Origin of the sequence: Kribbella koreensis (assembly GCF_039525325.1) — a bacterium.
GTDB classification, from domain to species: domain Bacteria; phylum Actinomycetota; class Actinomycetes; order Propionibacteriales; family Kribbellaceae; genus Kribbella; species Kribbella koreensis.
Window position 1 is genome coordinate 265886 of record NZ_BAAAHK010000004.1, and the last position, 24644, is coordinate 290529.

Annotated in this window: 19 protein-coding genes; 11 read left to right on the plus strand and 8 right to left on the minus strand. The window is 67.6% G+C overall.

Annotated elements, in window-relative coordinates; all coding sequences use genetic code 11:
• Positions 1-4: 4 nt before the first annotated feature.
• Both ABD116_RS09605 and ABD116_RS09610 read left to right on the plus strand, forming a co-directional pair.
• On the plus strand, positions 5-637 hold the full coding sequence (locus tag ABD116_RS09605) for a VC0807 family protein (protein WP_343967135.1): 633 nt from the start codon (positions 5-7) through the stop codon (positions 635-637).
• Positions 634-2103 carry an FAD-dependent monooxygenase gene (locus ABD116_RS09610; protein ID WP_343967137.1) on the plus strand — a complete coding sequence of 490 codons (1470 nt, stop codon included), beginning with the start codon at positions 634-636 and terminating at the stop codon, positions 2101-2103. Before ABD116_RS09605 ends, ABD116_RS09610 begins: the two co-directional genes overlap by 4 nt.
• On the opposite strand, the gene ABD116_RS09615 is transcribed toward ABD116_RS09610, so the two are convergent.
• Positions 2013-3260, minus strand: a complete 1248-nt coding sequence (locus tag ABD116_RS09615; RefSeq protein ID WP_343967139.1) for a glycosyltransferase — start codon at positions 3258-3260, stop codon at positions 2013-2015. The two genes, ABD116_RS09610 and ABD116_RS09615, sit on opposite strands and share 91 nt — an antisense overlap.
• Positions 3261-3462: 202 nt before the next feature.
• Here ABD116_RS09615 and ABD116_RS09620 point away from each other — a divergent pair, with 202 nt between their 5' ends.
• Genes ABD116_RS09620 through ABD116_RS09630 form a run of 3 tightly spaced genes read left to right on the plus strand, consistent with a single transcriptional unit; the run spans position 3463 to position 5842 of the window.
• A complete protein-coding gene (locus ABD116_RS09620; RefSeq protein ID WP_343967141.1) occupies positions 3463-3867 on the plus strand; it encodes a cyclic nucleotide-binding domain-containing protein in 405 nt (134 codons plus the stop codon).
• Positions 3848-5104 (plus strand): adenylate/guanylate cyclase domain-containing protein, encoded by a 1257-nt coding sequence (locus ABD116_RS09625; protein ID WP_343967143.1) that lies wholly within the window; start codon positions 3848-3850, stop codon positions 5102-5104. Before ABD116_RS09620 ends, ABD116_RS09625 begins: the two co-directional genes overlap by 20 nt.
• Positions 5105-5125: 21 nt before the next feature.
• Positions 5126-5842, plus strand: coding sequence for a GNAT family N-acetyltransferase (locus ABD116_RS09630; RefSeq protein WP_343967145.1), 717 nt, complete (start codon positions 5126-5128; stop codon positions 5840-5842).
• 20 nt (positions 5843-5862) lie between these two features.
• Here the strand turns inward: ABD116_RS09630 and ABD116_RS09635 are convergent, their stop codons facing one another.
• Together ABD116_RS09635 and ABD116_RS09640 are read right to left on the minus strand one after the other, a co-directional pair.
• Positions 5863-7161: an HAAS signaling domain-containing protein gene (locus tag ABD116_RS09635; protein WP_343967147.1), complete on the minus strand. Its 1299-nt coding sequence runs from the start codon at positions 7159-7161 to the stop codon at positions 5863-5865.
• Positions 7158-7487 carry a PadR family transcriptional regulator gene (locus ABD116_RS09640; RefSeq protein WP_343967149.1) on the minus strand — a complete coding sequence of 110 codons (330 nt, stop codon included), beginning with the start codon at positions 7485-7487 and terminating at the stop codon, positions 7158-7160. Before ABD116_RS09640 ends, ABD116_RS09635 begins: the two co-directional genes overlap by 4 nt.
• A gap of 234 nt (positions 7488-7721) precedes the next feature.
• Between ABD116_RS09640 and ABD116_RS09645 the strand changes: the two genes are divergently transcribed.
• Positions 7722-8654 (plus strand): helix-turn-helix domain-containing protein, encoded by a 933-nt coding sequence (locus ABD116_RS09645; protein ID WP_343967151.1) that lies wholly within the window; start codon positions 7722-7724, stop codon positions 8652-8654.
• A gap of 99 nt (positions 8655-8753) precedes the next feature.
• Here the strand turns inward: ABD116_RS09645 and ABD116_RS09650 are convergent, their stop codons facing one another.
• Together ABD116_RS09650 and ABD116_RS09655 are read right to left on the minus strand one after the other, a co-directional pair.
• Positions 8754-11069 carry a glycoside hydrolase family 95 protein gene (locus ABD116_RS09650; RefSeq protein WP_343967153.1) on the minus strand — a complete coding sequence of 772 codons (2316 nt, stop codon included), beginning with the start codon at positions 11067-11069 and terminating at the stop codon, positions 8754-8756.
• A 44-nt stretch (positions 11070-11113) separates the two neighbouring features.
• Positions 11114-13126: a Xaa-Pro dipeptidyl-peptidase gene (locus ABD116_RS09655; RefSeq protein WP_343967155.1), complete on the minus strand. Its 2013-nt coding sequence runs from the start codon at positions 13124-13126 to the stop codon at positions 11114-11116.
• A 147-nt stretch (positions 13127-13273) separates the two neighbouring features.
• Between ABD116_RS09655 and ABD116_RS09660 the strand changes: the two genes are divergently transcribed.
• Both ABD116_RS09660 and ABD116_RS09665 read left to right on the plus strand, forming a co-directional pair.
• Positions 13274-14287, plus strand: a complete 1014-nt coding sequence (locus tag ABD116_RS09660) for a LacI family DNA-binding transcriptional regulator (protein ID WP_343967157.1) — start codon at positions 13274-13276, stop codon at positions 14285-14287.
• A 29-nt stretch (positions 14288-14316) separates the two neighbouring features.
• Complete coding sequence (locus ABD116_RS09665) at positions 14317-15231, plus strand: 1,4-dihydroxy-2-naphthoyl-CoA synthase (RefSeq protein ID WP_343967159.1); 915 nt, start codon at positions 14317-14319, stop codon at positions 15229-15231.
• 635 nt (positions 15232-15866) lie between these two features.
• Here the strand turns inward: ABD116_RS09665 and ABD116_RS09670 are convergent.
• Positions 15867-16841 (minus strand): ricin-type beta-trefoil lectin domain protein, encoded by a 975-nt coding sequence (locus ABD116_RS09670; RefSeq protein WP_343967161.1) that lies wholly within the window; start codon positions 16839-16841, stop codon positions 15867-15869.
• A 259-nt stretch (positions 16842-17100) separates the two neighbouring features.
• Between ABD116_RS09670 and ABD116_RS09675 the strand changes: the two genes are divergently transcribed.
• Genes ABD116_RS09675 through ABD116_RS09685 form a run of 3 tightly spaced genes read left to right on the plus strand, consistent with a single transcriptional unit; the run spans position 17101 to position 23176 of the window.
• Positions 17101-17610: a sigma-70 family RNA polymerase sigma factor gene (locus ABD116_RS09675; RefSeq protein WP_343967163.1), complete on the plus strand. Its 510-nt coding sequence runs from the start codon at positions 17101-17103 to the stop codon at positions 17608-17610.
• A complete protein-coding gene (locus tag ABD116_RS09680; protein WP_343967164.1) occupies positions 17607-18692 on the plus strand; it encodes a hypothetical protein in 1086 nt (361 codons plus the stop codon). The genes ABD116_RS09675 and ABD116_RS09680 overlap by 4 nt, the downstream gene beginning before the upstream one ends.
• On the plus strand, positions 18683-23176 hold the full coding sequence (locus ABD116_RS09685; protein WP_343967166.1) for an FtsK/SpoIIIE domain-containing protein: 4494 nt from the start codon (positions 18683-18685) through the stop codon (positions 23174-23176). Before ABD116_RS09680 ends, ABD116_RS09685 begins: the two co-directional genes overlap by 10 nt.
• A gap of 167 nt (positions 23177-23343) precedes the next feature.
• Here the strand turns inward: ABD116_RS09685 and ABD116_RS09690 are convergent, their stop codons facing one another.
• Together ABD116_RS09690 and ABD116_RS09695 are read right to left on the minus strand one after the other, a co-directional pair.
• Positions 23344-23652, minus strand: a complete 309-nt coding sequence (locus ABD116_RS09690) for a hypothetical protein (protein WP_270134663.1) — start codon at positions 23650-23652, stop codon at positions 23344-23346.
• Positions 23653-23699: 47 nt separating this feature from the next.
• Entirely contained in the window at positions 23700-24611 is a 912-nt protein-coding gene (locus ABD116_RS09695) for a hypothetical protein (protein ID WP_343967169.1), read from the minus strand.
• Positions 24612-24644 lie beyond the last annotated feature (33 nt).

Consider the following 24644-nt stretch of genomic DNA (forward strand, 5'->3'; position numbering starts at 1 on the left):
CGCGATGACCGAAACCAAACCGAAGGCCCGCTGGGGAGCGGTCCTCGCGCCGGTCCTGATCGACCTGGTCGCGCCGCTGCTCATCTTTTACGTACTACGCCAGTCGGGCGTCGGCGTCCTCGGCGCAACCCTGGCCGGTTCCGTCATCCCGGTACTGCGAACCGCCTACGCGCTCGTCCGCGACCGCAAGGTCGACTGGATGGCCGTCTTCATGATCAGCGCACTGGCCGTCGGCACGATCGCCTCGCTGGCACTTCACAGCCCACGGATGCTGCTCGCCAAGGATGGCGTCATCACCGCGCTCTGCGGACTGTGGATGCTCGGCACTCTCCTTGCGGGCAAGCCGTTGCTGCTGTCGATCGGTCGCGGAATCGCCGAGGCCAAGCGCGGCAAAGGTGGTGGCGAGGTGTGGGCGAGCCGCTGGGAGACCGAGCCGCGTTTCCGGCACGGGCTGCGCTTGATCACGGCCGTCTGGGGCGTCGGGCTGGTCTTCGACGCCGTCGTTCGGGTGGTGATCGCCTATGCGCTTCCACTCGACGCGGTGCCCGGCGTGACGACCGCGCAATGGATCGTCCTGTTCGTCCTGCTCTACGGCTTCATGATGCTCTACTCCCGTAAGAACGACCTCCTCGCATGACCGACGACGCGCAGGTCGAGCGCGCGCGAGGCGATGCGCCGGACGGCGTGCTGGTGATCGGGGCCGGGCCGACCGGGTTGTTGCTCGCGGCGGAGCTCAGCCTCGCCGGGATTCCGGTGACGCTCGCGGACAAGGCGACCGAGCGGTCCGGACAGTCCCGTGCACTCAGCCTCCAACCGCGATCGGTCGAGATTCTGCACTCGCGCGGACTCCTGCAACCGCTGCTCGATGACGCCGTCGACCAGGTGCCGGCCGGGCACTTCGCCGGCCTGCCCGTCACCCTCGACTACTCCAGCTGGGACACGCGATTCCCTTACCAGCTCGGGATTCCGCAGGCCCGCATCGAGCAGCACCTCGAGAACCACCTCGCCGCCCGCGGCATCGCAGTACGGCGCGGTCTCGAACTGACCGGCCTGACACAGGACGCAGCCGGCGTCGAAGCGTCGTTCGCGGACGGTACGACGATGCGCACCGGCTGGCTCATTGGGTGTGACGGCGGGAGGAGCGCGGTCCGCAAACTGACCGCCATCGACTTCCCCGGCCGCGACGGCAGGATGTCGGCCGTCGTCGCCGACGTCGTCCTCGACGACCAGCGAGCCGAGAGTAGTGGCCGTTGGCAACTGCCTTCGCTGGTACCGCGGGACGGCGCCGTCCTCACGCTGATCCCACTCGGCCACGGTGTCCACCGAGTGCTGTTCACGGGCCCTGAGCAACAACTCTTGGTCAGGGAGGATCCGATCGGCTTCGACGAGGTCTCGGAGGCCTTGACCAACTGGTACGGCGCGAAGGTGGTCCTGCGTGAGATCCGGTGGGCGTCGCGCTTCACCGATGCGGTGAGGCAGGCGGATCGCTATCGGGCCGGCCGGGTCTTCCTGGCCGGCGATGCCGCGCACATCCATTCACCCACCGGCGGTCAAGGGATGAACCTCGGCCTACAGGACGCCTTCAACCTCGGCTGGAAGCTGGCCGCGTACCTCAACGGCGAAGCACCGGAGGAGCTGCTCGACAGCTATCACGACGAGCGCCATCCGGTAGCGGCCGCAGTACTGGCCAACACCAGAGCACAAGGCGTGCTGATGATCCCCGACGACGACATCGCCTGTCTGCGCGAGACCTTCCTCGACCTGCTGCGGATCCCCGAGGCCAACCATCGGCTGGCCGGTGTCATCTCCGGCCTGGGGATCGCGTATGCACCCGGCGACCATCCGTTGATCGGGCGGCGGATGCCTGATCTGGAGCTGGGCGATGGGACGACCATCGCCGGATTGCTCGCCGCCGGGCGTCCGCTGCTGCTGGAGCTCGAGGGCTTCGCGGCTGCCCGGGTTCTGGTGAGGCCGGACGGTTATGTGGCGTGGGCGACCGATGATCCGGAAGGTCAGCCGGACACCGATTCCTCGAACGCGTCGGCGGTCTGGTCGATGGCGTCTTCCTCGCGGAGCAGGACGGCGAGTTCGGCGGCGCGTTGACGGGGGCCGTCGGCAAGCATCGGTTCGAGGGCTGCGAACAGGGTGGGTTCGCTCAGGTCGGTGAAGCGCAGGGTGCTGCCGACGCCCATCCGCTGGAGTTGGGCGCCCCAGAAGGGCTGGTCGGCGAAGACGGCGCAGATCACCGTGGGCAGGCCGGCGCGCAGTGAGGTGGCCGAGGTACCGGCGCCGCCGTGGTGGACGGCCGCTCGGCACCGGGGCAGGACGACCTCGTGGTTGAGGTTGCCGACGACGCGGACGGTCCGGGCGTTCGCAGTACTGGCTTTGAGGTTGACGAGGGCGCGGACGCCGAGGGTGTCGGCGACCTTCTCGATCATGGTCAACGCGGCGCCTGGGTCGAGTACGGGCATGCTGCCGAAGCCGAAGTACACGGGCGGTTCGCCGTCATCCAGCCAGGCGTCGAGGTCGGGGTCGACCAGCTCGTCGAGCAGTCTGCGCTGATCGGCCGATGGCGCGAGGAACCCGGTCAGCGGTCGGCGGATGTCCCAGTCGGCGAGCTCCGGTACGACGTGCCGGCTGTACGCCTGGATCTCGAGGGCGCCGGAACTGGCTAGGCGGCTGCCGGTCGTCTCCGTGGTCTGGGCGAGGCCGACGCGGGCGCGGAGCTTGTTGACGTAGGGCTCGAAGAGCGGCCAATTGGTTCTGTCGATCTCGGCGTACGTCTCCAGGTTCCGCTCCGGAGAGAAGATGTCGGTCGAGACGAGCAGGTGCGGGAACGCGCTGTTGCTGCGGATCGGGGCGTGGTAGACCGACGCGTAGGGGATGCCTGCCGCTTCGGCGATGATGACGGATTCGAGCTCGGTCGCAGTACCGGAGATGAAGGCATCGGCTCCGGACGCGAGGTCGATCAGGTCGGCCTGGAGCTGGTCGGCGACCTGGTTCTTGTGGTCCATCAGCCAGCGCACATACGACTGGAAGTCGCCCGCGGCCAGCCACTTCTGGCCCTGTTCGGACTCGAGGAACTCCCGGGCGCTCGTGCGCAGATCGATCGTCCGCAGGCCGAGCGCTTCGCCGAGCCAGACCAGATCGGAAGACACACCGAGCGTGACTTCGTGCCCACGTGCGGCCAGTTCCGCGCCGAGGACGGCCATTGGTTGCGCGTCCCCCCGGGTCCCCATCCCCACCATTGCTACTCGCATGCGCCCACCCCTGAGCTTGGTACGCCGCAGAACCGGCGTACGGACCCTGATGCTAAGGGGCGAACCGCTATTACGTCGCCTTCCTGCCCAACCCCTGGGCGATGCTGGTGTGACCCCGGAACAAAACAACCGTTAGAGTTACTGACTGGAAACATCGGCCTGCTATCGCTGGGTCAACGCCCGGCGGGCTCGGAGGATCGTTGTGGCACTGGGTAGGACGTCCCCGCGGGACCTGCCGCTGTTCGCGGACCTGTCGGGGCGGGAGATCAAGGACATCTTCCGGGCCGGCGAAGAGGTCTCGGTTCCGGCCGGCTGGTCGCTGATCCTGGAGCAGACGCCTCCCGACGCGGCGTACCTGATCCTGAGCGGCACCGCCTCGGTCCGGGTCAAGGGCGAGGAGATCGCCGTGCTCGGCCCGGGCGACATCGCCGGCGAGGTCGCGGTCCGGCAGAACCGGTTGCGAACGGCAACGGTCACGGCGAAGTCGCGGCTGCAGCTGCTGCACTTCACCCGGGAGAAGTTCGACGACCTGACCACCCGCCTCCCCAACTTCCGCAATGCCATCGACGCCACCATCGTCGAACGCCGTGGCCCCCAGAAGGACTGACCGCCCCGGATCCGGCGCCGCCGCTGATCCCGCAGCGCCGCCGGCCTCCGACGCGGCCTTGGCGTCCGAGGGGCCGGCCCCCGAGGCGTCCAAGCGGCCGGAGGCGCCGGGCTCCGAGGCGTCCCAGGTGTCCGAGGCGTCCCAGGCGTCCCAGGTGTCCGAGGCGTCCCGGGGGTCTGCGGCGGCTCCTGAGGGACGAGCCGACGAGGCGGACGGAGCGACGCCCGCCTCCGCACCCCCGCCTTCCGGGGCGAGCTCGACGCCGGAGCCGGATCTGGGGTTGTTGCAGCAGGAGTTCGAGCAGGCGTTGCTGGGTGGGGAGCGGAAGTTCACCCGGATCCAGGTGTCCGAGCGGGCCGGGATCTCGATCGAGCGGGCCGAGCAGATGTGGCATGCGCTCGGCTTCGCGACCGTACCGGACGACGAGATCGCCTTCACCGACGGTGATGTCGAGGCACTCCGGCTGGTCGCGGCGCTCGAGGATGACGGCTTCATCGATCCTGCGGTGGAGTCGTCGCTGGCCCGCAAGCTCGGTCAGACGCAGTCGCGGCTGGCGTCTTGGCAGTCGGCGATGTTCCTGGAGTTGCTGGCGGGCGCCAAGCTGTCCGCCGACGACGCGATCGAGGTCGCGACGTTGTTGCTTCCGGCAATGGAACGATTGCAGACGTATGTCTGGCGCCGGCATCTGGCGGCAGCGGCCGGGCGTGCGGTGGCCGGCTCCGACGAGCTGTCGCGTGGCGTCCGGGTGGTGGGCTTCGCCGACATCGTCAGCTACACGCGGCTGACCAGGCGGCTGTCCATCGTCGAGCTGGGCAAGCTGATCGAGCGCTTCGAAGGACTGGCCGCCGACGTGGTCGCGCTGAACGGCGGCCGGGTGATCAAGTCGATCGGCGACGAGGTTCTCTTCGTCACCGACACGCCCGCGCAGGGTGCCGCGCTCGCGTTGGCCTTGCAGGACAAGGTGATGGAGGCCGGCGACATGCCTGAGCTCCGGATCGGGCTCGCGTACGGCAGCATCTTGATCCGCCTCGGCGACGTGTACGGCGAGGTCGTCAACCTCGCGTCGCGGCTGACCTCGGAGGCGAAACCCGGACGGGTCCTGGTCGACCGGGAGCTGGCCGCCGCGCTCGACGGCCATCCGGCGTACCGGTTGCGTCGATTGCGACGGGTATCGGTGCGCGGGTATCACCATCTGTCGCCGTACGCGCTGCAACGATCCACCTCGGCGCCTAGCTGACGCGTTAGGGACAATGGTTGCGTGCATGAGATCGCAACGGCTGGGGAGTTGGCGGCGAGAGCCGATGGGGACGCGTTGGTGGTCTGGGGCGGGCAGGGCCTGGGCGATCGAGCCCGCGCCTGGTACGCCGGTGACGCGGTGGCCGTAGCCGTCGCCGATCTGTCGAAGCACGATCGGCTGGTGGTGCGCGGGCCGTTGGCCGATCTCGTGCCGCTGGTCGGTTCGCTGCTTGGTGAGCTGGGGACGAGTTTCCGGCCGTTCGGTGAGGAAGCGTTGATTCGCGAGTTGGTCGCGCGGGTGCCGGGGTTGTCGCTGCGGGCGACTTTCGGGTGGATGGAGACGGCGGTCGTACCGTCCCAGCCGACCACGGCTGCCTGGCTGGACGGCGACGACGGGGTAGAGGCGGTGTTGAGTGAGGCGTCGCCGGAGTCCTATGCCTGGCCGGGGGCTTCCGGCGTACTGCGGTGGGCCGGTGTTGTGGATGAGGCCGGTGACCTGTTGAGCATCGCGGCGGATGGGTGGAGTGCGCCGGAGGTGGGGTTCATGGCTGGGGTGGCGACTCGGCCGGATGCTCGGGGACGCGGGTTGTCACGGGAGGTGTGTGCGTTCGTGACGGCCGAGTTGGTGAAGCGGCATGGGCGGACCGGGTTGATGGTCCATGGGGACAACGATGCCGCGATCGCGGTGTATCGCAAACTGGGCTACACGTATCGCGCGGTAGCCGCGGCGCACATGTAGCCCAGTTGCTCTGAAGTAGTTCAGCGGGTCGGGGTGACCGTGAGGGTGACACCCGGATTGCCGGTGGTGGCCGGTGGGGTCGGGGTCGGCTTGGTGGACGCGGCCGGAACCGACGGCTTGGCTGTCGGCGTCGGGGTCGGCCGGGGCGTCGTGGAGGCGCCCGGGGTCGAGCCGGTGGTCGGTCCCATGGTCGGGGTGGTGGCCGGGGCCGGCGGTGGGACGAACGGGGCCTTGTCGGTCTCCGTGCACGGGGTGATGTCGTTGCCGTTGGCATCCGTCTGGGCCGGCTCGTCGGTCCGTACTACAGCCTGCGGGTACAGGTTGCTGACCGAGTCGCCGCCACCGATGGTGCCGTTGCTGGCCGCACAGTTCTGCAGCGGCAGGCTGATCGGCCGGCCGTCCTGGTCGTAGAGGCGGACCTTCACCTGGCGGCCCTGCTCGTCGAACGGGTACACGTTGCTGATCGAAGTACCGTCCAGCGCCAGGCCGTTCTGGGGGTAGTAGCTGTTGCTGGTGGCGTGGCTGCGGTAGTTGGTGAAGGGTCCGGCCGAGCCGCCGACGAAGCTGTACGCCAGCCAGAGCGGGACGATGATGGTCGCGACCACGTTCAGCGGTACGACGTACCAGAGCCAGCGGCGGTCCTGCTGTGTCTTGCGGCCGATCCAGACCGAGACGATGGCGCCGGCGAGCGCGCCGACCACGACCACGGCGGCTGCGCCGGACATGGCGAAGACCGCGCCGCCTCCGACGATGCCGCGGGCGACCCACCACACCGGCTGGCCGATGGTGACGAAGTCGCGCCGGACGTTCGGCGGGATCTGGTCGATCAGGTTGCGGATCTGCTCCGCGCCGCGCTGACCGCGATGCGTCTCCAGGACGATGCGCGGATCCCTGCCCTGCAAGGCCCGCACGCCCATGAAGGCGGCGCCGGCGAGCAGGAGCACGCCGATCGTGCCGAAGAAGGCGGCCTCGCCGATGCCGTTCGTCAGCCCGATGATCAGGAACAGCGGCCCGACGATCGAGGCGATGACTCCCCAGGTCAGCGCGGCCTCGGCGCCGGTACGCTCCGGCTTGGCCGCCTTCGTCCGCGGTGGGTAGCCGGCTGCGGTGCGGAGCTCATCGGCGTACTGGCTCGGGGTGCCGAGGCGGGCCTGTAGGCCGGCGGCCGTCGGCTCTTCCTCGAACTCGGCGGCGACCTCGCTCAGGTGACCGGTCACGTCGTCGAGAACCTCGGCCAGTTCGCCCGGCGGCAGGTCGCTCAGCTCGGCCTTGACTTGGGTCAGGTAGGTCGCGACCGGTCCGGTCAGAGTGCTGTTCACGCAGCCGCCTCCTCGAGCAGCAACACCGACATCGTGTCGGCGAAGTGGTTCCACGTCTTGGTGGACTCGGCGAGCAGATCCAGGCCGGTCTTGTTCAGCCCGTAGTACTTGCGGTGCGGGCCCTCCTCGCTGGGCTGCACGTACGACGTCAGCGCACCGGCCGCGAACAGCCGTCGCAACGTCCCGTACACCGACGCATCCGCGACATCCTCGAGCCCGGCGGCCCGCAGCCGGCGCAGTACGTCGTAGCCGTATCCGTCCGCGTCCCGCAACACCGCCAGGACCGCCAGGTCGAGCACGCCCTTGAGCAGCTGACTCGGATCCATCGCCTCCACCACCTCCGCTAGGTGCACCGCGAACCCGGCCCCCTCAGACCGGCCTCGCGGTGCTCTGCCGACCACACTACTACACACCGCAGAGTACTCCGCAATCCTGTTTCACCCCGAAGCGTCACCTACCCCGCCGTCCCCCACGGGCTTTTGGCGGTGGGTGCGGCGGCGCGGGTCTGTTTGGGGAAATCGATCAAGTCGGACGGGTGGTTCGGCGGGCACAGTGGAGGCATGAACTCCACGGATGTGTTTGCCGGCTTCGTGGCCGCTGTTGCCGACAGCCTCGATGACGCTGGGACGACTGGTTGTGATCTGGCTGGGCGGGTGCACTTGTCCCGCTCGCACTGCGATCGGGTGATCGCGGCTGTGGCGGGTGAGTCACCTTCGGCGTTTCGGCGGCGGTTGTTGCTGGAGCGGGCGGCGTATCGGTTGCTGGCGGGCGATACCGGCGTACTGGAGCTGGCGATCGAGGCGGGCTACGGGTCCCATGAGGCGTTTACGCGGGCGTTCAACAGGGCGTTCGGGATGTCGCCGCGGGAGTGGCGGCGGGAGTCGTCGCGGCGGTTCTTCCTGGCGGCACCGAGTGGGGTTCATTTTCAGCCACCGGCAGGTTTGCGCCTGCCCGCAAAGAAGGAGACGAGAGGGATGGACGTACTGGTACGGATGGTCGAGCACCACGTGTGGCTCACCGGCGAGATGATCGAGCGCGGCGCGCGCCTGGACGCCGCGACCCTGGACAAGCCGATCGAGCTCTCGGTCGAGGGCATTGACGATGACGTGTCGATCCGGTATCTGCTGGACCGGCTCGTCTGGCAGGAGGAGATGTGGCTGGCCTCGGTGGAGGACCGCCCGTTCCAGGTCCCTGAGTGCGGCCGCGAGGTGACGACTCCGATCGCCGACCTACGAAGCCGGCACGCCGACGCCGGCTCCCGCTTCGTCGCGCTGGTCAACCGCCTGAACGACGAAGGCCGCTTCGACGACAGCTTCGTCGACACCACCTGCGAACCACCCCGCGTCTTCACCTACGGCGGCATGGTTGCCCACGTCCTCACCTTCGCCGCCCACCGCCGCTCCCTCCTCGTAGGCGCCTTCCACACCGCCGGCATCACCGACCTAGGCTTCGGCGACCCCATGCAGTACATCGCCGACGGCATCCCCAGCTAGCCGGCTCCCCGACAGCGGCCTCCGAATTAGTTGCCGAGGGCACTTTGTGCTTCATCTGATGATTCCAGCGCCCGGGGAATGCTCACACGGAGCACAAAGTCACCACGGGGTGAGCTCCACGGTGTCGGTGATGAGTAGTTCGACTAGGTCGTCGCGGTAGCGGATTCGGGCGGACTGGTTGGGGGTCAGGGCGGTGATTCGGGCCGTCGTCAGGCGGCCTTCGCGCCACGCCAGATCCACGGTGAAGCCGCCTCGGGCTCGGAGGCCGCGGATCTCGCCGGTGGGCCAAGCCGAGGGGAGGGCCGGTAGGAGCTCTATCTCGTCGGCGGTGGACTGGAGGAAGAGTTCGGCGAGGGCTCCGGTGGCTCCGGTGTTGCCGTCGGTGGCGTAGATGTTTTCGGTGACTCCGGCGATGCCGGCCACCGAGTAGGAGAGCAGGTTGGATTCGCTGGCGTCGGAGATCAGGGCCCGGTAGTGGGACAGGGCTTGGTCGCCGTTCAGGAGACGGGCGTAGTAGGCCATCAGGTTGGCTTCTACCCACTCGGTTTGTTCCCAGCCGTCAGCCGCTTGGCGTCGGATGATGGTGGTTTCGCAGGCTGCGGCCAGCTCAGGGTGTTCGCGCGGGGTGATCTGACGTTCGGGGTAGAGGGCGATCAGGTGCGAGGTGTGGCGGTGGCTGGGGACGGCTTCGTCGAAGTCGGTCAGCCATTCCTGGAGCTGGCCGTACTTGCCGATCTGGAACGGTGGGAGCTTCTTCCGGGCGGCCTCGAGGTGGCTGCGGAAGGTGTCGTCGGTGTCGAGGAGGACGGAGGCTTCGCTGCAGATCCGGAACAGGGCCTCGATCAGTACGGTGTCGCAGGTGTTGCCCATCGAGAGGGAGCATTGCTCGCCGTCGGGGGTGAGGTACCAGTTCTCCGGGGAGTCCGACGGGCCGCTCAGCAGTAGGCCGGTGGCGGGGTCTTCGGTCAAGTACGCAAGGAAGAACTCGGCGGCGTCACGGAGTACGGGATAGGCGCGAGTCTCCAGGAAAGTCAGATCGCGGTTGTACTCGAAGTGCTCCCACAGCTGCAGCGAGATCCAGATCCCGCTCGTCACATGCATACCCCAGCCCAGACCCCAGCCAGGCGCTGAGTAACCCCACGCATTGCTGACAGTGTGCGAAACCCAGCCCGGTACGCCGTAAAGCTCCCGAGCCGTCCGTTGCCCACTGCTGCGCAGCCGGTCGATCCAGTCGAACAACGGCAGCTGGGATTCGCCCAACCCAGTGATCTCGGCGGCCCAATAGTTCTGCTGAGTGTTGATATCAAGGTGGAAGTCATTCGTCCAAGGCCCACCCGACGCCAGTCCGTCGTTCCACAACCCCTGCAGGGCAAGGGGAAGTGGCGAGTCCGCCCGGGATCCGGCGATGGTCAGGTACCGCCCGAACTGGAAGTAAAGCGCGAGCAACTCGGGATCCTCACCACCCTTCGCCAGCAACTCACGTCGCTCGTCCGTCGGTAGCTCCCGGACCGCCTCGCCGGTACGTCCGATGTCGAGCGCGACCCGGCTGATCAACGGCCTGTAGTCGTCGAGATGCGCCTGCCTGAGTGTCGGGTAGCCGGCCGCGTTGACCACCAGGCGCGCGGATCGTTCGGCGGGATCGGCGCCCAGCCAGTCGGTGCCGATGGCAATCAACAGCGTCGCGGAGGTGGCCCCGGTGACGGCCAAGTGGTTGTCGGAGGCAACGGTTGATCCGTCGGTGGTCACGCGGGCGCGGATGTCGACGGTGGCGCCGGTGGAGCCGTCGCTGTGCAGGCTCTCGTGGGCATGGCCGAGCAGTCGGAGAGTGTCGCCGTCGGCGGAGACCGTTGCGGGGATCTTGCCGTCGCTGAAGGAGATCGTGAAGTCGACCGGCGAGCTGTTGGTCAGCCGCACGACGATCACCGAGTCCGCGTGTGAGGCGAAGGCCTCGCGTTCGAAGACGATCCCGCCACGCTCGAACCGCGTCCGAACGATGGCGTCGGTGAGATCGAGGGACCGTTCATAGGAGGTCGTTTGTCCGTCGACAGCGAACTCCACCAGGAGTTCCGGTAGTTGGACGTTGGTGCCGAAGGCGGTCGGTTGGCCGAGGAGGTGTTCGCCGGCCAGCGCTTGCGCTGCGGCGTACTGGCCGTCGAGAAGCAGTTGCCGGATCGCGGGCAGGTTCTCCAACGCTGTCGGGCTGACATCTGTAGTACTGGCAGCGCCTGACCAGGCGGTTGATTCGGAGAGCTGGATGCGCTCCACCCGGTCGCCCGAGTAGACCATCGCGCCCAGCCGCCCGTTCCCGATCGGCAGCGCCTCGAACCAGCGCTCCGCCGGCCGGCTGTACCAAAGCCGTCCAGCCTCGAAAGCACCAACCGACGGAGAGGCCTCAACCACCGAGTACGAAAGCATGGCCCAACCCTAGGCGAATTAATTCACCAGGGTAAGTATGCGGATCAGCGGGTGGGATCGTGCAGGTCCGGGCGCTCGCTCGGGGTGGTGATGGTGACCTGGACCGGGGCGGCCTTGGCGGCGGGCGGGTTGATCTTGCCGACGGTGATCGGCAGGTTCAGCTTGCTGCCGGCCAGGTCGATGTCGATCGTGGCGCCGGAGTCGTTCGGCGTGGTCCAGTCGTCGTCGCTCAAGGTCACCGCCAGGCCGAGGATGCGGCCCTTCGGGATCACCTCGTCCTGGGCGCGCAGCGGCACGGTGACGTTGGCCCACTTGCCGGGCGTGAGTGGCTTCGGCTTGCTCAGCGATGCGCTGTGCGCCGCGTCGATCCAGCCCCGGCTGACGATGCCGTGGTCGCTCTGCTCGGTCAGCTTCTCGATCTCGAAGTAGCAGGAGTCGTCGTAGCTGACACTCGAGCCGTAGCAGCTCGGCACCTTGGTGGTCTTGATGCCCGCGTACCGCTCTGCCTCGCCGTACTCGACCAGGCGCGCGGTCACCGGCGTGGTGGCCGAGTCGGACTTGATCCGCAGCGTCACGGTCGCCGTGCCGCTGACCCGGATGGCGGCCGGCAACGGCGCTGACAGGAACATCTGCCGGCCTGCGATCACCTCCGACGGGGTGGCGACGATGTCGTCCTCGGTCAGGCTCGGCTCGTCGGTGATGGTGACCGTGCCCTTGCCGAACGAACCGAGCTTGCCGGCCGCCAGCGGCACCGGCACGGTCTTCTGAGTGGCCGGCCAGGTGCTGTAGTTCTTCCACTTGTCCGGCGCGGTCTCGACGGTCGCGATCGGCTCGCGCATCACGTTGTTCTGCAGCCCCTGCAGCCAGTAGTCGAACCACTTGTGCAGCTCTTCGGTCCACGCCTGGCGGCGGAAGTCGAACGGGTCGACGTGGTCTTCCAGGCCGAGCCAGATCTTGCGCTTGACGCCGTTCTTGCCGAGCGCGTCCCACCACTGCGCGAAGTGGTTGGTCTGCACGTTGTAGTCGTTCAGGCCGTGCGTCATGAAGACCGAAGCCTTCACCTTCTTCGCGTCCTTCACGTAGTCGCGCTCGGCCCAGAAGCTGGTGTAGTTCCCGGTCTCGTCCGCGTCCTGCTCGCCGAGGTCCGCCCGGACGGCGTCGCAGGCGGGCGTCTTGTGGCCGACGTAGTCGCCGAGCCAGGGCATGTAGTCGATCGAGTACGGCACCCCGCCGGAGCGGGTGTAGTCGTACCAGGAGGAGATCGCCGAGATCGGCACGATCGTCTTCAGCCCCCGTACGCCGGTAGCGGCGACTCCGTTGGCCAGCGTTCCGTCGTACGACTTGCCGATCATCCCGACCGAGCCGGTGGTCCAGGTCGCGCTGACCGGATCGCCGCTGCCGGTGTGCGCGGTGTTGCGGCCGTTCAGCCAGTCGATCACCGCGACGACGGAAGCGATCTCGTCCTTGCCGCCGACATCGCCACAGCCGGTCGAGCGGTTGGTGCCGACGATGTCGACACCGACCACGGCGTAGCCGAGTGGGACGAAGTAGTTGTCGTAGTACAGCGGCATCTTCTGGATGTCGCCGTTCTCGTCGTAGGTCTTGGTCTCGCCCTCGTTGCCGCGGCCGCAGCAGGAGTAGTACGGCGAGGCGTCCATGATGACCGGGATCTTGCGGCCGGCCGCGGCGGTCTCGCGGGGCCGGACGATGTCGACCGCGACCACGTCGTCGGTGCCGTCGGAGTCGGTGTCCATCGTGGTGTCCACGTAGACCGACTCGCGGATCGCGTTGCCGTAGTCGTAGACCGGCTTCGTGCTGTGCGTGCGCGGGTCCACGTTCGGCGGTACCGAGGAAGTCGCTGCTCCCTCAGCCACCGGTGGCGAGGCCGCCTGTGCACCCTGTGCCGAGTTCTGCTGCTCCGGGGTCTCGGAGGGGGCGAAGACTCCAGCGGGCCCGTCCAACGGCGGCGCGGCGGCTGCGGTACCCGTGACGGTACCCAGACACACCAGCGCGGTGGACGAAGCCAGAAGGAGGACCCTGGCGCGGACGGTCGTCATGGCTTGGAAGGCTAGTCATTCGAGGGCCGCAAAGCCAGGTTCTGGAAACATTGCCCGGTAGTTCTCAGCCACACACGGTGATGATGACGCCACTTCCGATAGTGTGACCGCCACCCAGGGGGAGATGCACGGAAGGTGGGTAAGGCGATGAACCTGCGAGCACCGGTGACACTGCTCGATGTGGCGCAGCGGGCGGGTGTGTCCGTAGCGACCGCCTCCCGCGTCCTGAACGGCGGGGACCGGGTGCCGCGCCCGGAGCTGCAGGAACGCGTCCGGGACGCGGCTGCAGCCCTCGGCTACACGCCGAACGCGCAGGCCCAGGCACTGGCGAAGTCGTCCACCAATGTGGTCGGCATCCTGGTCCACGACATCGAGGACCCGTACTTCGCGGCGATCGCGAACGGCGTGATGCGAGCCGCCGACGAACGCGGCCTGCTGGTGATGATGGCGAGCACGTTCCGTGATTCCGACCGTGAGATTGCTTACCTCTCTTCTTTGCGCGCCCAGCGGGCCCGGGCCGCCGTGATGATCGGTTCACGCCGTACCGACGCCGAAGGGCTGGCCCGGACGGCGACCGAGGTCGAGACGTTCCTCAACTCGGGTGCCGGCCTGGCGCTGGTCAGCCAGTCGGGGATGCCGGTGCACACGATCGAGCCCGACAACCGGGCCGGGGCGGCTGAGTTGGCGCGGTCCCTGGTGGGGCTCGGGTTTCGCAAGTTCGGCATCCTGGCCGGTCCGGAGGGGCTGGCGACGGCGCGGGATCGGCGGGACGGGTTCGTCGAGGGGCTGGCCGAGTCGGGGTTGCAGCCGGTCGCCGTACAGGCTGGTGAGTTCACTCGTGACGGTGGGCACGCGGCGGCGCTGGAAGTCCTTGCGGGCAAGGCGGATCTCGACTGTCTGTTCGCTGTCAACGACGTGATGGCGGTCGGCGCGATGTCGGCGCTGCGGGCGCAAGGCGTCGACGTACCGGGGCAGCTCGGGGTGGCCGGCTTCGACGACATCGCAACGCTGCGGGACGTCTGGCCGGGTCTGACCACTGTGCGGCTGCCGTTGGAGCAGATGGGCCGGCGGGCGCTGGAGCTCGCCATCGAGGGTGGCGAACCGAAGACCGAGACCTTCAAGGCCGAGGTCGTACTGCGGGAGAGCACCCGGCGGCGCTGATCGTTGCCGCTGCTGAATATGCTCGCGGGGTGACTGATCCCGCGCAGGTCTCCGAGATCTTCGACCCGTCGGCCTGGAAGCAGGTGGACGGGTTCGAGCTGACCGACATCACGTACCACCGGGCGGTGGATGCCGGGGTGGTGCGGATCGCGTTCAACCGGCCCGAGGTGCGCAACGCGTTCCGGCCGCAGACGGTCGACGAGCTCTATCGAGTGCTCGACCACGCGCGGATGTCGTCCGATGTCGGGTGTGTGCTGATCACCGGCAACGGGCCGTCGCCGAAGGACGGCGGCTGGGCGTTCTGTTCCGGCGGCGATCAGCGGATCCGCGGCAAGGACGGCTACAAGTACGCCGAGGGCACGACCGCCGACACGATCGACCCGGCGAAGGCCGGCCGGCTGCACATCCTCGAGGTGCAGCGGCTGATCCGCTTCATGTCCAAGGTCGTCATCTGCGTCGTACCCGGCTGGGCCGCGGGTGGTGGACACAGCCTGCACGTCGTCTGCGACCTGACGCTGGCGTCGGCCGAGCACGCGCGGTTCAAGCAGACGGATGCGGATGTGGCGTCGTTCGACGGGGGTTTCGGGTCGGCGTACCTGGCCCGGCAGGTCGGGCAGAAGTTCGCGCGGGAAATCTTTTTCCTTGGCGACGAGTACTCAGCGGAAGATGCTTACCGGATGGGCATGGTGAACAAAGTCGTGCCGCACGCGGAGCTGGAAACGGTCGCGCTGGAGTGGGGCAAGAAGGTTTGCGCAAAATCACCGACCGCGCAGCGGATGCTGAAATACTCGTTCAATTTGATCGACGACGGACTGGTCGGCCAGCAGATCTTCGCCGGCGAGGCGACCCGGCTCGCCTACGGCACCGATGAAGCAGCAGAGGGCCGCGACTCCTTCCTGGAGAAGCGACCCGCCGACTGGTCCGACTATCCGTACGCCTTCTAGCCCCAACCGCGCCCCCCGCGACCGCCTCGACCCCCGCGACCGCCTCGACCCCCGCGACCGCCTCGGCCCCCGCGGGCCCAGCAGGGCCGAGTCGCCGGCCGGACTAGTTGCTGGCGGAAACTAGCGGCTCTGGGTGCATACCCAACTCGGTGGGCAACCGCTTACCTCGGCGTGTCGGGGCGATCCGCGGGGGTTGTGTATGCGTGGCGGTCCGGGTGATGCCCTTCGTCGCGGTGGGACAGGTGTGTTGGTGGGGTTGGCGCTGTCGCGCGGCGACAGGTCGGCCCGGGGTGGGGGTGATCCGGGTCGGCTGATGCCGTACGGGTGTTCGCGGAGCTTTCCCTTCGGGGCAAGGGGTTTGGGGCGGATTCTCCCCCCGAAACGGGCGAATCGCCTCCCCGGTTCCGGAGAGGATCCTCCCCGAACCGATTCAGTGCGGTGGTCGCGGGGTCGGCTGGCGGGTTTTGGCGCCGCTGGCGTGATGCTTGAGGCCAGCCGCCCAAGAACCTGTCGGCGGGCCAGGGCAATTGGCGTCGAGCGCCGACCTTAGCTGGGTGGCGTGGGTTGGCGAGGGGGCCTGGCGGCGCGATCCGCGGACCTCGCCAAGGGCAATGCCGAATCCAGTCCAGCCTTGGTCAGGGCTGGCGCCAGTGCTGGTCGGCGGCGCCGGTGCAGCGGCGGAGGAACAGTCGGCCGCCGTTGTCGCCCTTGTCCGCGGTGATGCACTTGCCTTCCGCGGCGGGGTTGATCAGCTCGTTCTTCTGGGTGATCCGGAACTGCTGGGCGGCGTTGCCGTTGCAGGCGACCAGTTGGACCGGGGTGTTCTCGGCGATCGAGCCCCAGGCCAGGTCCATGCACTGACCCAGTGAGCGGACCGTGCCGTCGGGGTTGAACGTCCAGGTCTGCCCGGCGCCCTTGGTGCAGTCCCACACCTGCAGCGGGGTGCCGTCGTTGCCAGACCCCGCGCGGCCGTCCTTGACGTCCACACAGCGCTTCGAGCCCTCGCTCTGCAGCGTGGTCGGAGTGTCCTTGCGTGGCTGCAGCGCCTGACCCTCAGCGGCCATGCCTTGTTTACCGGGCTCTGTCACCTTCACCGTCGTGGTGGCGGTGGAAGTTGTGGTGGCGGTCACAGTCGCAGGCTTCAACGCGGCCGGTGGCGGCGCCGTCACGGTCACCGGCGGCAGCGTCACGGTGGTGCCCGGCTGGACCACAGTCACCTTGCCGCCGGGTGCGGTCATCGTCACCGTGGCGGTGGCGACCGAGACGCGTGGGGCGGAGGTGACGGTGGCGGTGGAGGTCGTGGTGGCGGTCGCCGTAGTAGTTGCCGTGGGCACCTTGGTCGGCGTACCGGTCGGGGTCTTGAGCACCAGTGGCGCATCGACCGCGACGACGGTGTCGGACTTGGATCCCCCGCCCAGGTGGGTGATCAGCGGTACGGCGACGGCGGCGCCGGCCACGAAGGCGGCGACGAACGCGGTCGTCGTCCAGGCCCGGCGATCGGGCATCGGCGCCACCCGCGGCAGCAGTGGTCGACGGGCGAAGGTCTTGGCGAAGCGGGCCGAGTTCTGTCGGCCGGGCCGGCCGGAACCGGGCGATCGGAAAGGCCTCACGTCAACTCCATCGGTGGGGGCGGAAGCGGCCTGCCTTCGTTGTCAGGGCATGGCCACAACGAGAATCTCCCGAACCAGGGGTTGGAGTCAACGGATCCGTGAGTCACGCTCTCATTACAGTCAGAGACTGGATTGTTGCTGATTGTTCACCTACAGTCAGCGCTATTGGTTGCATTCCTCTACTAAGTTCAAGCTCTGAATTCCAGGCCCTCCGCCCCCTAAATGAGGTCCCGACATCGACGAGATCAGCGCGAGCCGGATGAAAGCCATCGAGCTTTGTCTGGCCGAACGCGAAACCCTGCGCCGCTATGTCAAGGGACTGCTCGGCTGGAATACGTTTGCCGTCGAGGATGTGATCCAGGAGACATTGCTGCGGGCCTGGATCCAGGCCGAGAGCCTGGACTGGGAGAGCCGGCCGATCCGGATGTGGCTGTTCCGGGTGGCCCGCAACCTGGTCATCGACCTGCACCGCCGGGAGAGCCGGGCGATCCCGGTCGGGCTGTGCCAGGACGGGTTCGAGGCCGGTACCAGCGAACCCGACCCGGCCGAGCAGGTGACGCAGCGCACGGTGCTGGTCGAAGCGCTCGGCCGGCTGTCGCCCGCGCATCGCGAAGTGGTCACCAGAGTTCATCTTTGCGGCCACCCGGGTGAAGATGTCGCCATGGCGTTGAACGTCCCGCTCGGGACAGTGAAGTCGCGTACCCACACGGCCGTCCGCACCTTGCGGGGGGATCTGTTGCGTCGCGGATGGGGCGAGGCCGCTGCATGACGGCAATGCAAGGGGGCGGTGGTGTCCGCCAGATGCTCGGATACGCCGGCCTGGTGTTGCTGGGACTCGTCCTGCTCAACCTGCTGGTCCGCCGGCTCGGTGGCTGGAAGCGGCTGTTCCGCTGGATCAAGCGCGAGTTCAGCCGGACGGTCCATGCGTTCTACGACCCGATCGCGGCCCGGATCCGCTATCGGCTCCGGGTGCGTTTCCTGAGCCGGATCCTGCGCAACAGGGCCGGCTGGGCCCAGGCGGAGCAGGCGATGGGATTCGCGGCGGCGATCGACCCGGCGATGACGCCGTACGCGCTGGCGCTGGCCAAGCAGCGGATCGGCGTACTGGTCGCCGGGATCGCGGCTGAGCGGCCGCTGCCGGCGCCGTGGGAGAAGGACGAGCTCGATCCACGGTTGTGGTGGATCGAGCGGCGAGATCTCGCCGGGTACTCCGCTCCGGGTGGGTACGTCCCGCCGCAGACGCCGCTGCTGGCATGCCTCGGGACCGACAGCAGTGGGAAGAACGCGATCATGATCGACCTGTTGGCGGGGCCCCCTTCGCTGTCCGTGTACGGCGTACCGCGGACGGCGCGCGCCGTCGTCCAGGCGCTGGCCGCGCAACTCGACGTACGACTTCCCGCTGGTGCGGTCGAGGTCGCTGATGGGATTCATGGCAAGCATGACGGGATGCCTTTGGCTGACGCGATCCAGCGACGTGGTGCTTGGTTCGTGATCGGTGCGGAGCAACTCGATCGGCCGGTGCCTCCCGGCGTACGGCTGGTCAGTCTTGGTGTCGGCCGCGGGAGTTCGCGGTTGATGGAGACGACGCCTGATCGTGGGCTGCGGTTGCACGGGGCCGCGTCGTGGCTGGAGATCGATCCGCTGCCGTTGTCGCGGGCGGTGGCCAAGTCGGTACTGCGGATGCCGCCGCACGACTTCGAGACGCGTGGACCTCGTGGGCCGGCTGTCGGCGCGGATGATCTGGGTGACTTGGACCTGCCGGTGGGTGTTGCGGGTGTCTCGGTGCTTGCTGGTGACGCGGGACGGCCGAGCGATCAGGCGTCTGATGGGAAGGCGCCGTCGTGGAACTGAACCTCACCACTGTTGAGCAGCAGGGCAAACGGCGTACCGACCGGCTGGTCCGGCTGCCGCGCGGTCTGTCTGTCGGTGGATTTGCCGAGGGGCTTGGGCGGCCTGGACTGTCCTTGTTCGTTGGGACCCGTCGACTGGACGCGGGTGCGCCGCTGGCTGGTTCAGGGGTTCGCGACGGCGGGGTGCTCGGCGTGGGTGCTCCGGCCGAGGTGCCGAACCTGGTGCAGAGCTCGGCTGGTGCGGCGCCGGTTGTCGTCGAGTTGCACGCGGTGTCGGGGCCGGAAGCCGGGCGGGTCTGGCGGATCGGGCCGGGTAGCCATGAGATCGGGTCGGATCCGTTGTGCTCGATCAAGCTCAACGGCAGTGGTGTGCCGCCGCGCGGGCTGTGGGTGACGGTCGGACCGTCGGGCGAGACGTACTGGCATCAGACCGAGCCGATGCGCGGCAAGGTGATGAGTCGGCGGATCGGGCCGCCGGAGGACGACGCGGCGACGAGTGCGATCCGGGTCGAGGATGCGTTGAACCCGACGGACCAGGCTTCGCCGGCGAGCGATCCTGGTGAGGTACCGGTCGGGCAGGTCAACGAGTGGCCGCCTGAGGAGGATCTCTCGGTCGGGTCGGTGCTGCTGCGGTGCAGCGGGTCGTTGGAGCCGGTTGCTGCGATCAGAGCTGCGGACGACGGGTTTGGGCTCGACTACAACCGGCCGCCACGGATCGCGCCGCACCTGGACGACAACAAGCTGCGGCTGCCCAATCCGCCGCCACCGCCGGCGAAACGGCCGTTCCCTTGGCCGGTTGTGCTTGCGCCGGTCGTGCTGGGCATGGTGATGGTCGGGCTGTTCAACTCGTACTACTTCCTGGTCTTCACGATGCTCAGCCCGCTGATGATGGGTATGAACTACTTCAGCGGCCGGAAGAGCAACCGGGCCGAGCACCTCGAGGCGATCCGCCGGTACAACGCGCGGCGGGCGGCGCTGGAGGAAGAGATTCATGTCGCGGTGACGCGGGAGCGGTTGATCCGCAACGTGACCGCGCCGGACCCGGTTCGCGTCGCCCAGTTGGCGATGCGGCCCGGGAGCCGGTTGTGGGAGCGACGGAGGAATGACCCCGACTACTTGTTGTTGCGGCTCGGGACTGCGGATCAGGCGTCGCTGAAGGAGCTCGACGACCAGGGGCGTGAGGAGAACCACCGGACGATTCGGTGGACGATTCCGGATGCGCCCGTCGCCGTGCCGCTGCGCGGGCATGGGGTGATCGGCGTTGCCGGGCACTATGCCGAATCGCGAGCTTTGGCCAGGTGGCTGGTGGTGCAGGCGGCGGTGCTCCATTCGCCGCGGCAGTTGCGGATCGTAGTACTGGCCGAGCCGGATCGGATGGACGACTGGGCCTGGGTGCGGTGGCTGCCGCATTTGCGTCCTGAGGGGTCGCCGGCGGCGGTACTGATTGCGAATGATGAGGCGACGACTGTTGCTCGCGTCACCGAGCTGATCTCGCAGGTGCAGGGGCGGCAGCGGCGGATCGAGGCCTCCAGCAACAAACAGGAGCCGTTGAGCGATCCCGAGGTCGTGGTGATCGCGGACGGGGCGCGGCGGTTGCGGGACGTACCGGGGTTCATTCAGGTACTGACCGACGGGCCGGCGGTTGGGGTCTACAGCATCTGCCTGGATCGTGATGAGCGGTTGCTGCCGGAGGAGTGCGGCGCGGTGATCGCGACCGGGCTCGAAACGCTGACCGTGAAGCGGCCGGGGTTGCCGGACCAGAAGAACGTGCGCGCGGATCTGGTGACGCCGGAGTGGAGTGAGCAGATCGCTCGGGCGCTGGCGCCGGTGCGGGACGTCAGTCCTGATCACGACGCCGGGTTGCCGAGGATGGTCAAGCTGCTCGAGGAGCTTGACCTCGAGCCACCGACTGCTGGGGAGTTGCTCTCTCGGTGGGAGCGACGTCCGGGTAGCACTTCGTTCGTACTGGGTGCTGACTTCGACGGGAAGTTCGTCCTCGACCTGGTGGCGGACGGACCGCACGCGTTGATCGCCGGTACTACGGGATCCGGCAAGTCGGAGTTGCTGCAGACGCTCGTCGCGTCCTTGGCCGCCGTCAACCGGCCGGACGAGTTGACCTTTGTCCTGGTCGACTACAAGGGCGGTAGCGCTTTCAAGGAGTGCGCGGGGCTGCCGCACACGCTCGGCATGGTGACCGACCTCGACTCGCATCTGGTCGAGCGGGTGCTGGAGTCGCTGGAGGCCGAGCTGCGTCGGCGGGAGCGGATCCTGGCCGATGCGGACGCCAAGGATCTGGTCGACTACCAGGCCAAGCGGCTGGTCGATCCGTCGCTCGGGCGGTTGCCGCGGTTGGTGCTGGTGATCGACGAGTTCGCTGCGATGGTACGGGAGATTCCGGACTTCGTTCCTGGGTTGATCAGCATTGCTCAGCGTGGTCGGTCGCTGGGGATCCACTTGATTCTGGCGACGCAGCGGCCGGCGGGTGTGGTGACCGGTGACATCCGGGCGAACACCAACCTGCGGATCGCCTTGCGGGTCACGGATCAGGCGGAGTCGCAGGACATCGTCGACGTCAACGAGGCGGCCTCGATCACGCCGGACATTCCGGGGCGGGCGCTGATCCGGCGCGGGCCGCGGCTGGCCGACTTGTTCCAGACGGCGTGGGTCGGTGCCGAGCGCAACGTCGCGGACGACTTGGTCGAGCAGGCGCCGGCTGAGCCGTCGAGTGTTCGGGTTCTCGATCTGGACTGGGAGGCTCTCGGTCGGGCGGTGGCCAAGGACGATGCGCCGGTCGAGGTGGACGACAGGCCGGCGACCTTGGCTGTCACGGACTTGATGGCGTTGGTCGAGGCGGTTCGGTCGGCTGTTGATCAGCTGGAGGACTTCGCAGTACAGCCGAAGCCTTGGCAGCCGGCGTTGAGTGGGCAGTTGCTGCTGAGTGACCTTCCGGATACTTCGAAGCAGCCGTTGTTCGCGCCGTACGCGTTGGAGGATCTGCCGGCGCTGCAACAGCAGCGGGTTGCCGGGGTGGACTTCGAGACGTTCGGGCATCTGTATGTGATCGGTGCGCCGCGGTCGGGGCGGACCCAGATGCTGCGGACGCTGGCTGGGTCTGCAGCTCGCACCATGAGTGTCGCGGATCTGCACATCTACGGGATCGACGCTGCCGGTGGCGGGCTCGCGGTGGTGGAGACGCTGCCGCATTGTGGGGCGGTTGTCTCGCGGCACGACATGGAACGGATGAGCCGGGTACTTCGCCGGCTGAACCAGGAGATCACCGAGCGGCAGGAGCTGGCCGGTAAGCACAACGCGACCGGGCTGACCGAGCTGCGGAAGTTGTTGCCCAAGGCATCACGACCGGCCCACATCCTGGTGCTGATCGACGGCTGGGACGCGTTGTCCTCGATGCTGGACGATCACGACCAAGGGCAGGTGCTGCAGGACGTCATGCGGCTGCTGCGTGAGGGTGCCGGTGTCGGCGTACATGTGGTGGCTACCTCGGAACGGTCGTTGCTGGGCGGGCGGTTGGCGTCGCACAACGACCACAAACTGCTGCTGCGGCAGGCGGATCGCACCGACTACCAGGCTGCTGGATTGCGGCTGACGAAGGTGCCGGCGAACGTTCGTCCGGGTCGGGGCTGGCATGTGCTGACCGGGACCGAGACGCAGATCGCCGTACTGGCCGAGGGCGGCGGTACCGCGCAGGTCGAAGCTATCCGCGAGATCGCCGCCGAAGCACGCAAGCGCGACGCGAAGGTCCCCGCCGACCGACGCCCCTTCGCCGTCGCCGAGCTGCCGTCGTCCGTGGAGTTCGCCGAGGCCTACGAGCTGGTCGCAGTCGAGGACCGCCGCCCCCAGTGGGGCCTGATCGGCCTAGGCGGCGATGAGGCCGGCGCCCTGGGTGTCGACCTCAGCGGAGTCGCGTCCTCCTTCGCAGTACTGGGCCCACCCGGCTCAGGCCGCAGCAACGCCCTCTCCTCGCTAGCAGTCTCACTCCTGGCAGGCGGCACCTCAGTAGTCCTGATCACCCCAAGAGAAACCCCGCTACGTATCCTGGAACGCCACCCCCAGGTCACCTTGATGCCCCACGCAGACCCCGGCGAAGACATGCTCCGAGCAACCCTCGACGCCATCACCGGCCCCAAGGTGGTCATGATCGACGACGCCGACCTGGTCATGATGGCCGCCGCCGACAAACTCCTCAAAGAGATCGTCGTCTCCGGCCGAGACAACAACGTAGGCCTGGTCTTCGGCGCCTCCACAGACGGCTTCCAAACCGGTATGGGCGGCTGGCCCACCGCAGCCCGCCGAGCCCGCCGAGGCCTCCTGATAGAACCCCGCTCCATCGGAGACGGCGACCTGATCGGCGTCCGCCTCTCCCACAACATCACCCGGGCAACCCCCAAAACCGGCCGAGCCTGGACCACCGGCCCCGGCTCCACCCCCCTAGCAGTACAAATCCCCCTAACCACCCTCCGCCCCTGACCACTTCGGGGCGACCTTGAACACCTTGTGGTGGGCTTGAACACGCTATTACTTGTTCAAGCCCACCAGTTGGTGTTCAAGCCCACCGCGCTATGCCGCTGTTGGTCGCCTGACGTGCGAAGGACCCCAAGCGGTGCCTGGGGTCCTTCGGGTGGTGCGGGGGTTTGTTACTTCGACTGGTTGAGGCTGGCGCTGATGCCCTGGTCGAATTGTTCGGCGTTTTCTTTGATGGACTTGAACATGTCGGAGAAGTCCTGGATGCCCTTGACTGCTGCCTTCAGGCTGGTGTCGAAGTTGTTGTAGGTGTTGCGGATGACCTCGCTGGACTGCTTGAAGACCATTCCGTCGTCGACCAGGGTGTTCACCCGGGTGCGGAGGTTCTCGATCATCGGGGAGATCTGGTCGTGGGCGTTGGTCATCAGGTTGCAGACCTCGACGATCTTGCCGTAGTCGAGGTTGATGCCGTCGTAGGCCATGGCGGGTGCTCACTTTCTCGGTTGGGGTGAACGGGTACTGCGAACAGTCAGAAGCCGCCCGTGTAGGTGTAGTCCTCTTCCGGCGGCTTGTTGTCCTCGATGCTTTCGGGTGTCTCCACCCAGGGCTGGCTGGTACCGCGCCAGTCGTCCGGCGTTCGGGTGTAGACGTGTTTCGTACCGTCGGAGTTGACGACGGTCTGGGTGCCGCTGCCGTCCTTGTTGAGGTCGGTCGTGGTGGTGTCGACCTTGCCGTCGGTGTCGGTGCTGCTCGACGAGCTGTGCGAGCCGTTCGGCTTGCCGTCGGCGTCGACGTGGATCTGGGTGTCGTTGTGCACCGTGCTGCCGTCGGGGTAGGTGGAGTCGGTGACGATGTGGTTGCGGTTGTCGCCGTACGTCGTCGTCGACGTGTAGGTCTTGCCGTCGTAGGTGACGGTGGTCTCCTCCTTGATGACGTTGCCCTTGTCATCGAGGGTGAGGTGGGTGTGGATGTTGCCCCGGTCGGTGACGATGGTCTGGTCCAGCGGGGCCGGGCCGGGGTCGGTGGCGCTGCAGAACTCGGGCTGCTTGTCGCCGGTGCACTCACTCAGGTGGGACTGCTTGTGGTCCCACTGGTCCTTGTTGCGTTGCCAGTTCGACAGCGCCAGGCTGCTGTTGGTGGCGTTCATGCCCTGGGCGATCTCGGCGTCGAACTGCAGGAACGCCTCGCCGACCGAGCCGAACGAGTCGCCCAGCTTGGTCAGGCCGTCCTTGGCCTTGCCCATCGTGTACGACGCGTTGGAGTGCAGCGTGTAGACCGCGTAGGAGATGTCGCTGCTGCCCAGGATGGAGTCGTCGGTGCCGTCGCCCAGGTTCTGGAAGACCTCGTTGTCCATCGACGGGATCAACTCGTCGGCCAGCTGATGCAGATCGCGTTTGGCGTCGTTCAGCAGGTTGTAGTTCATCTTCAGTTTGTCCGGCACCGGGCACCTCCGCTGTCCAAACGGTTCCACCCA

What these genes read in the sequence shown, in the direction of transcription:
- ABD116_RS09640 (WP_343967149.1), bottom strand. Translation starts at nt 7,487, where the DNA reads ATGGATCCGAGTCAGCTGCTCAAGGGCGTGCTCGACCTGGCGGTCCTG.
- ABD116_RS09615 (WP_343967139.1), bottom strand. Translation starts at nt 3,260, where the DNA reads ATGCGAGTAGCAATGGTGGGGATGGGGACCCGGGGGGACGCGCAACCA.
- ABD116_RS09645 (WP_343967151.1), top strand. Translation starts at nt 7,722, where the DNA reads ATGAACTCCACGGATGTGTTTGCCGGCTTCGTGGCCGCTGTTGCCGAC.
- ABD116_RS09660 (WP_343967157.1), top strand. Translation starts at nt 13,274, where the DNA reads ATGAACCTGCGAGCACCGGTGACACTGCTCGATGTGGCGCAGCGGGCG.
- ABD116_RS09680 (WP_343967164.1), top strand. Translation starts at nt 17,607, where the DNA reads ATGACGGCAATGCAAGGGGGCGGTGGTGTCCGCCAGATGCTCGGATAC.
- ABD116_RS09610 (WP_343967137.1), top strand. Translation starts at nt 634, where the DNA reads ATGACCGACGACGCGCAGGTCGAGCGCGCGCGAGGCGATGCGCCGGAC.
- ABD116_RS09690 (WP_270134663.1), bottom strand. Translation starts at nt 23,652, where the DNA reads ATGGCCTACGACGGCATCAACCTCGACTACGGCAAGATCGTCGAGGTC.
- ABD116_RS09605 (WP_343967135.1), top strand. Translation starts at nt 5, where the DNA reads ATGACCGAAACCAAACCGAAGGCCCGCTGGGGAGCGGTCCTCGCGCCG.
- ABD116_RS09650 (WP_343967153.1), bottom strand. Translation starts at nt 11,069, where the DNA reads ATGCTTTCGTACTCGGTGGTTGAGGCCTCTCCGTCGGTTGGTGCTTTC.
- ABD116_RS09675 (WP_343967163.1), top strand. Translation starts at nt 17,101, where the DNA reads ATGAAAGCCATCGAGCTTTGTCTGGCCGAACGCGAAACCCTGCGCCGC.
- ABD116_RS09655 (WP_343967155.1), bottom strand. Translation starts at nt 13,126, where the DNA reads ATGACGACCGTCCGCGCCAGGGTCCTCCTTCTGGCTTCGTCCACCGCG.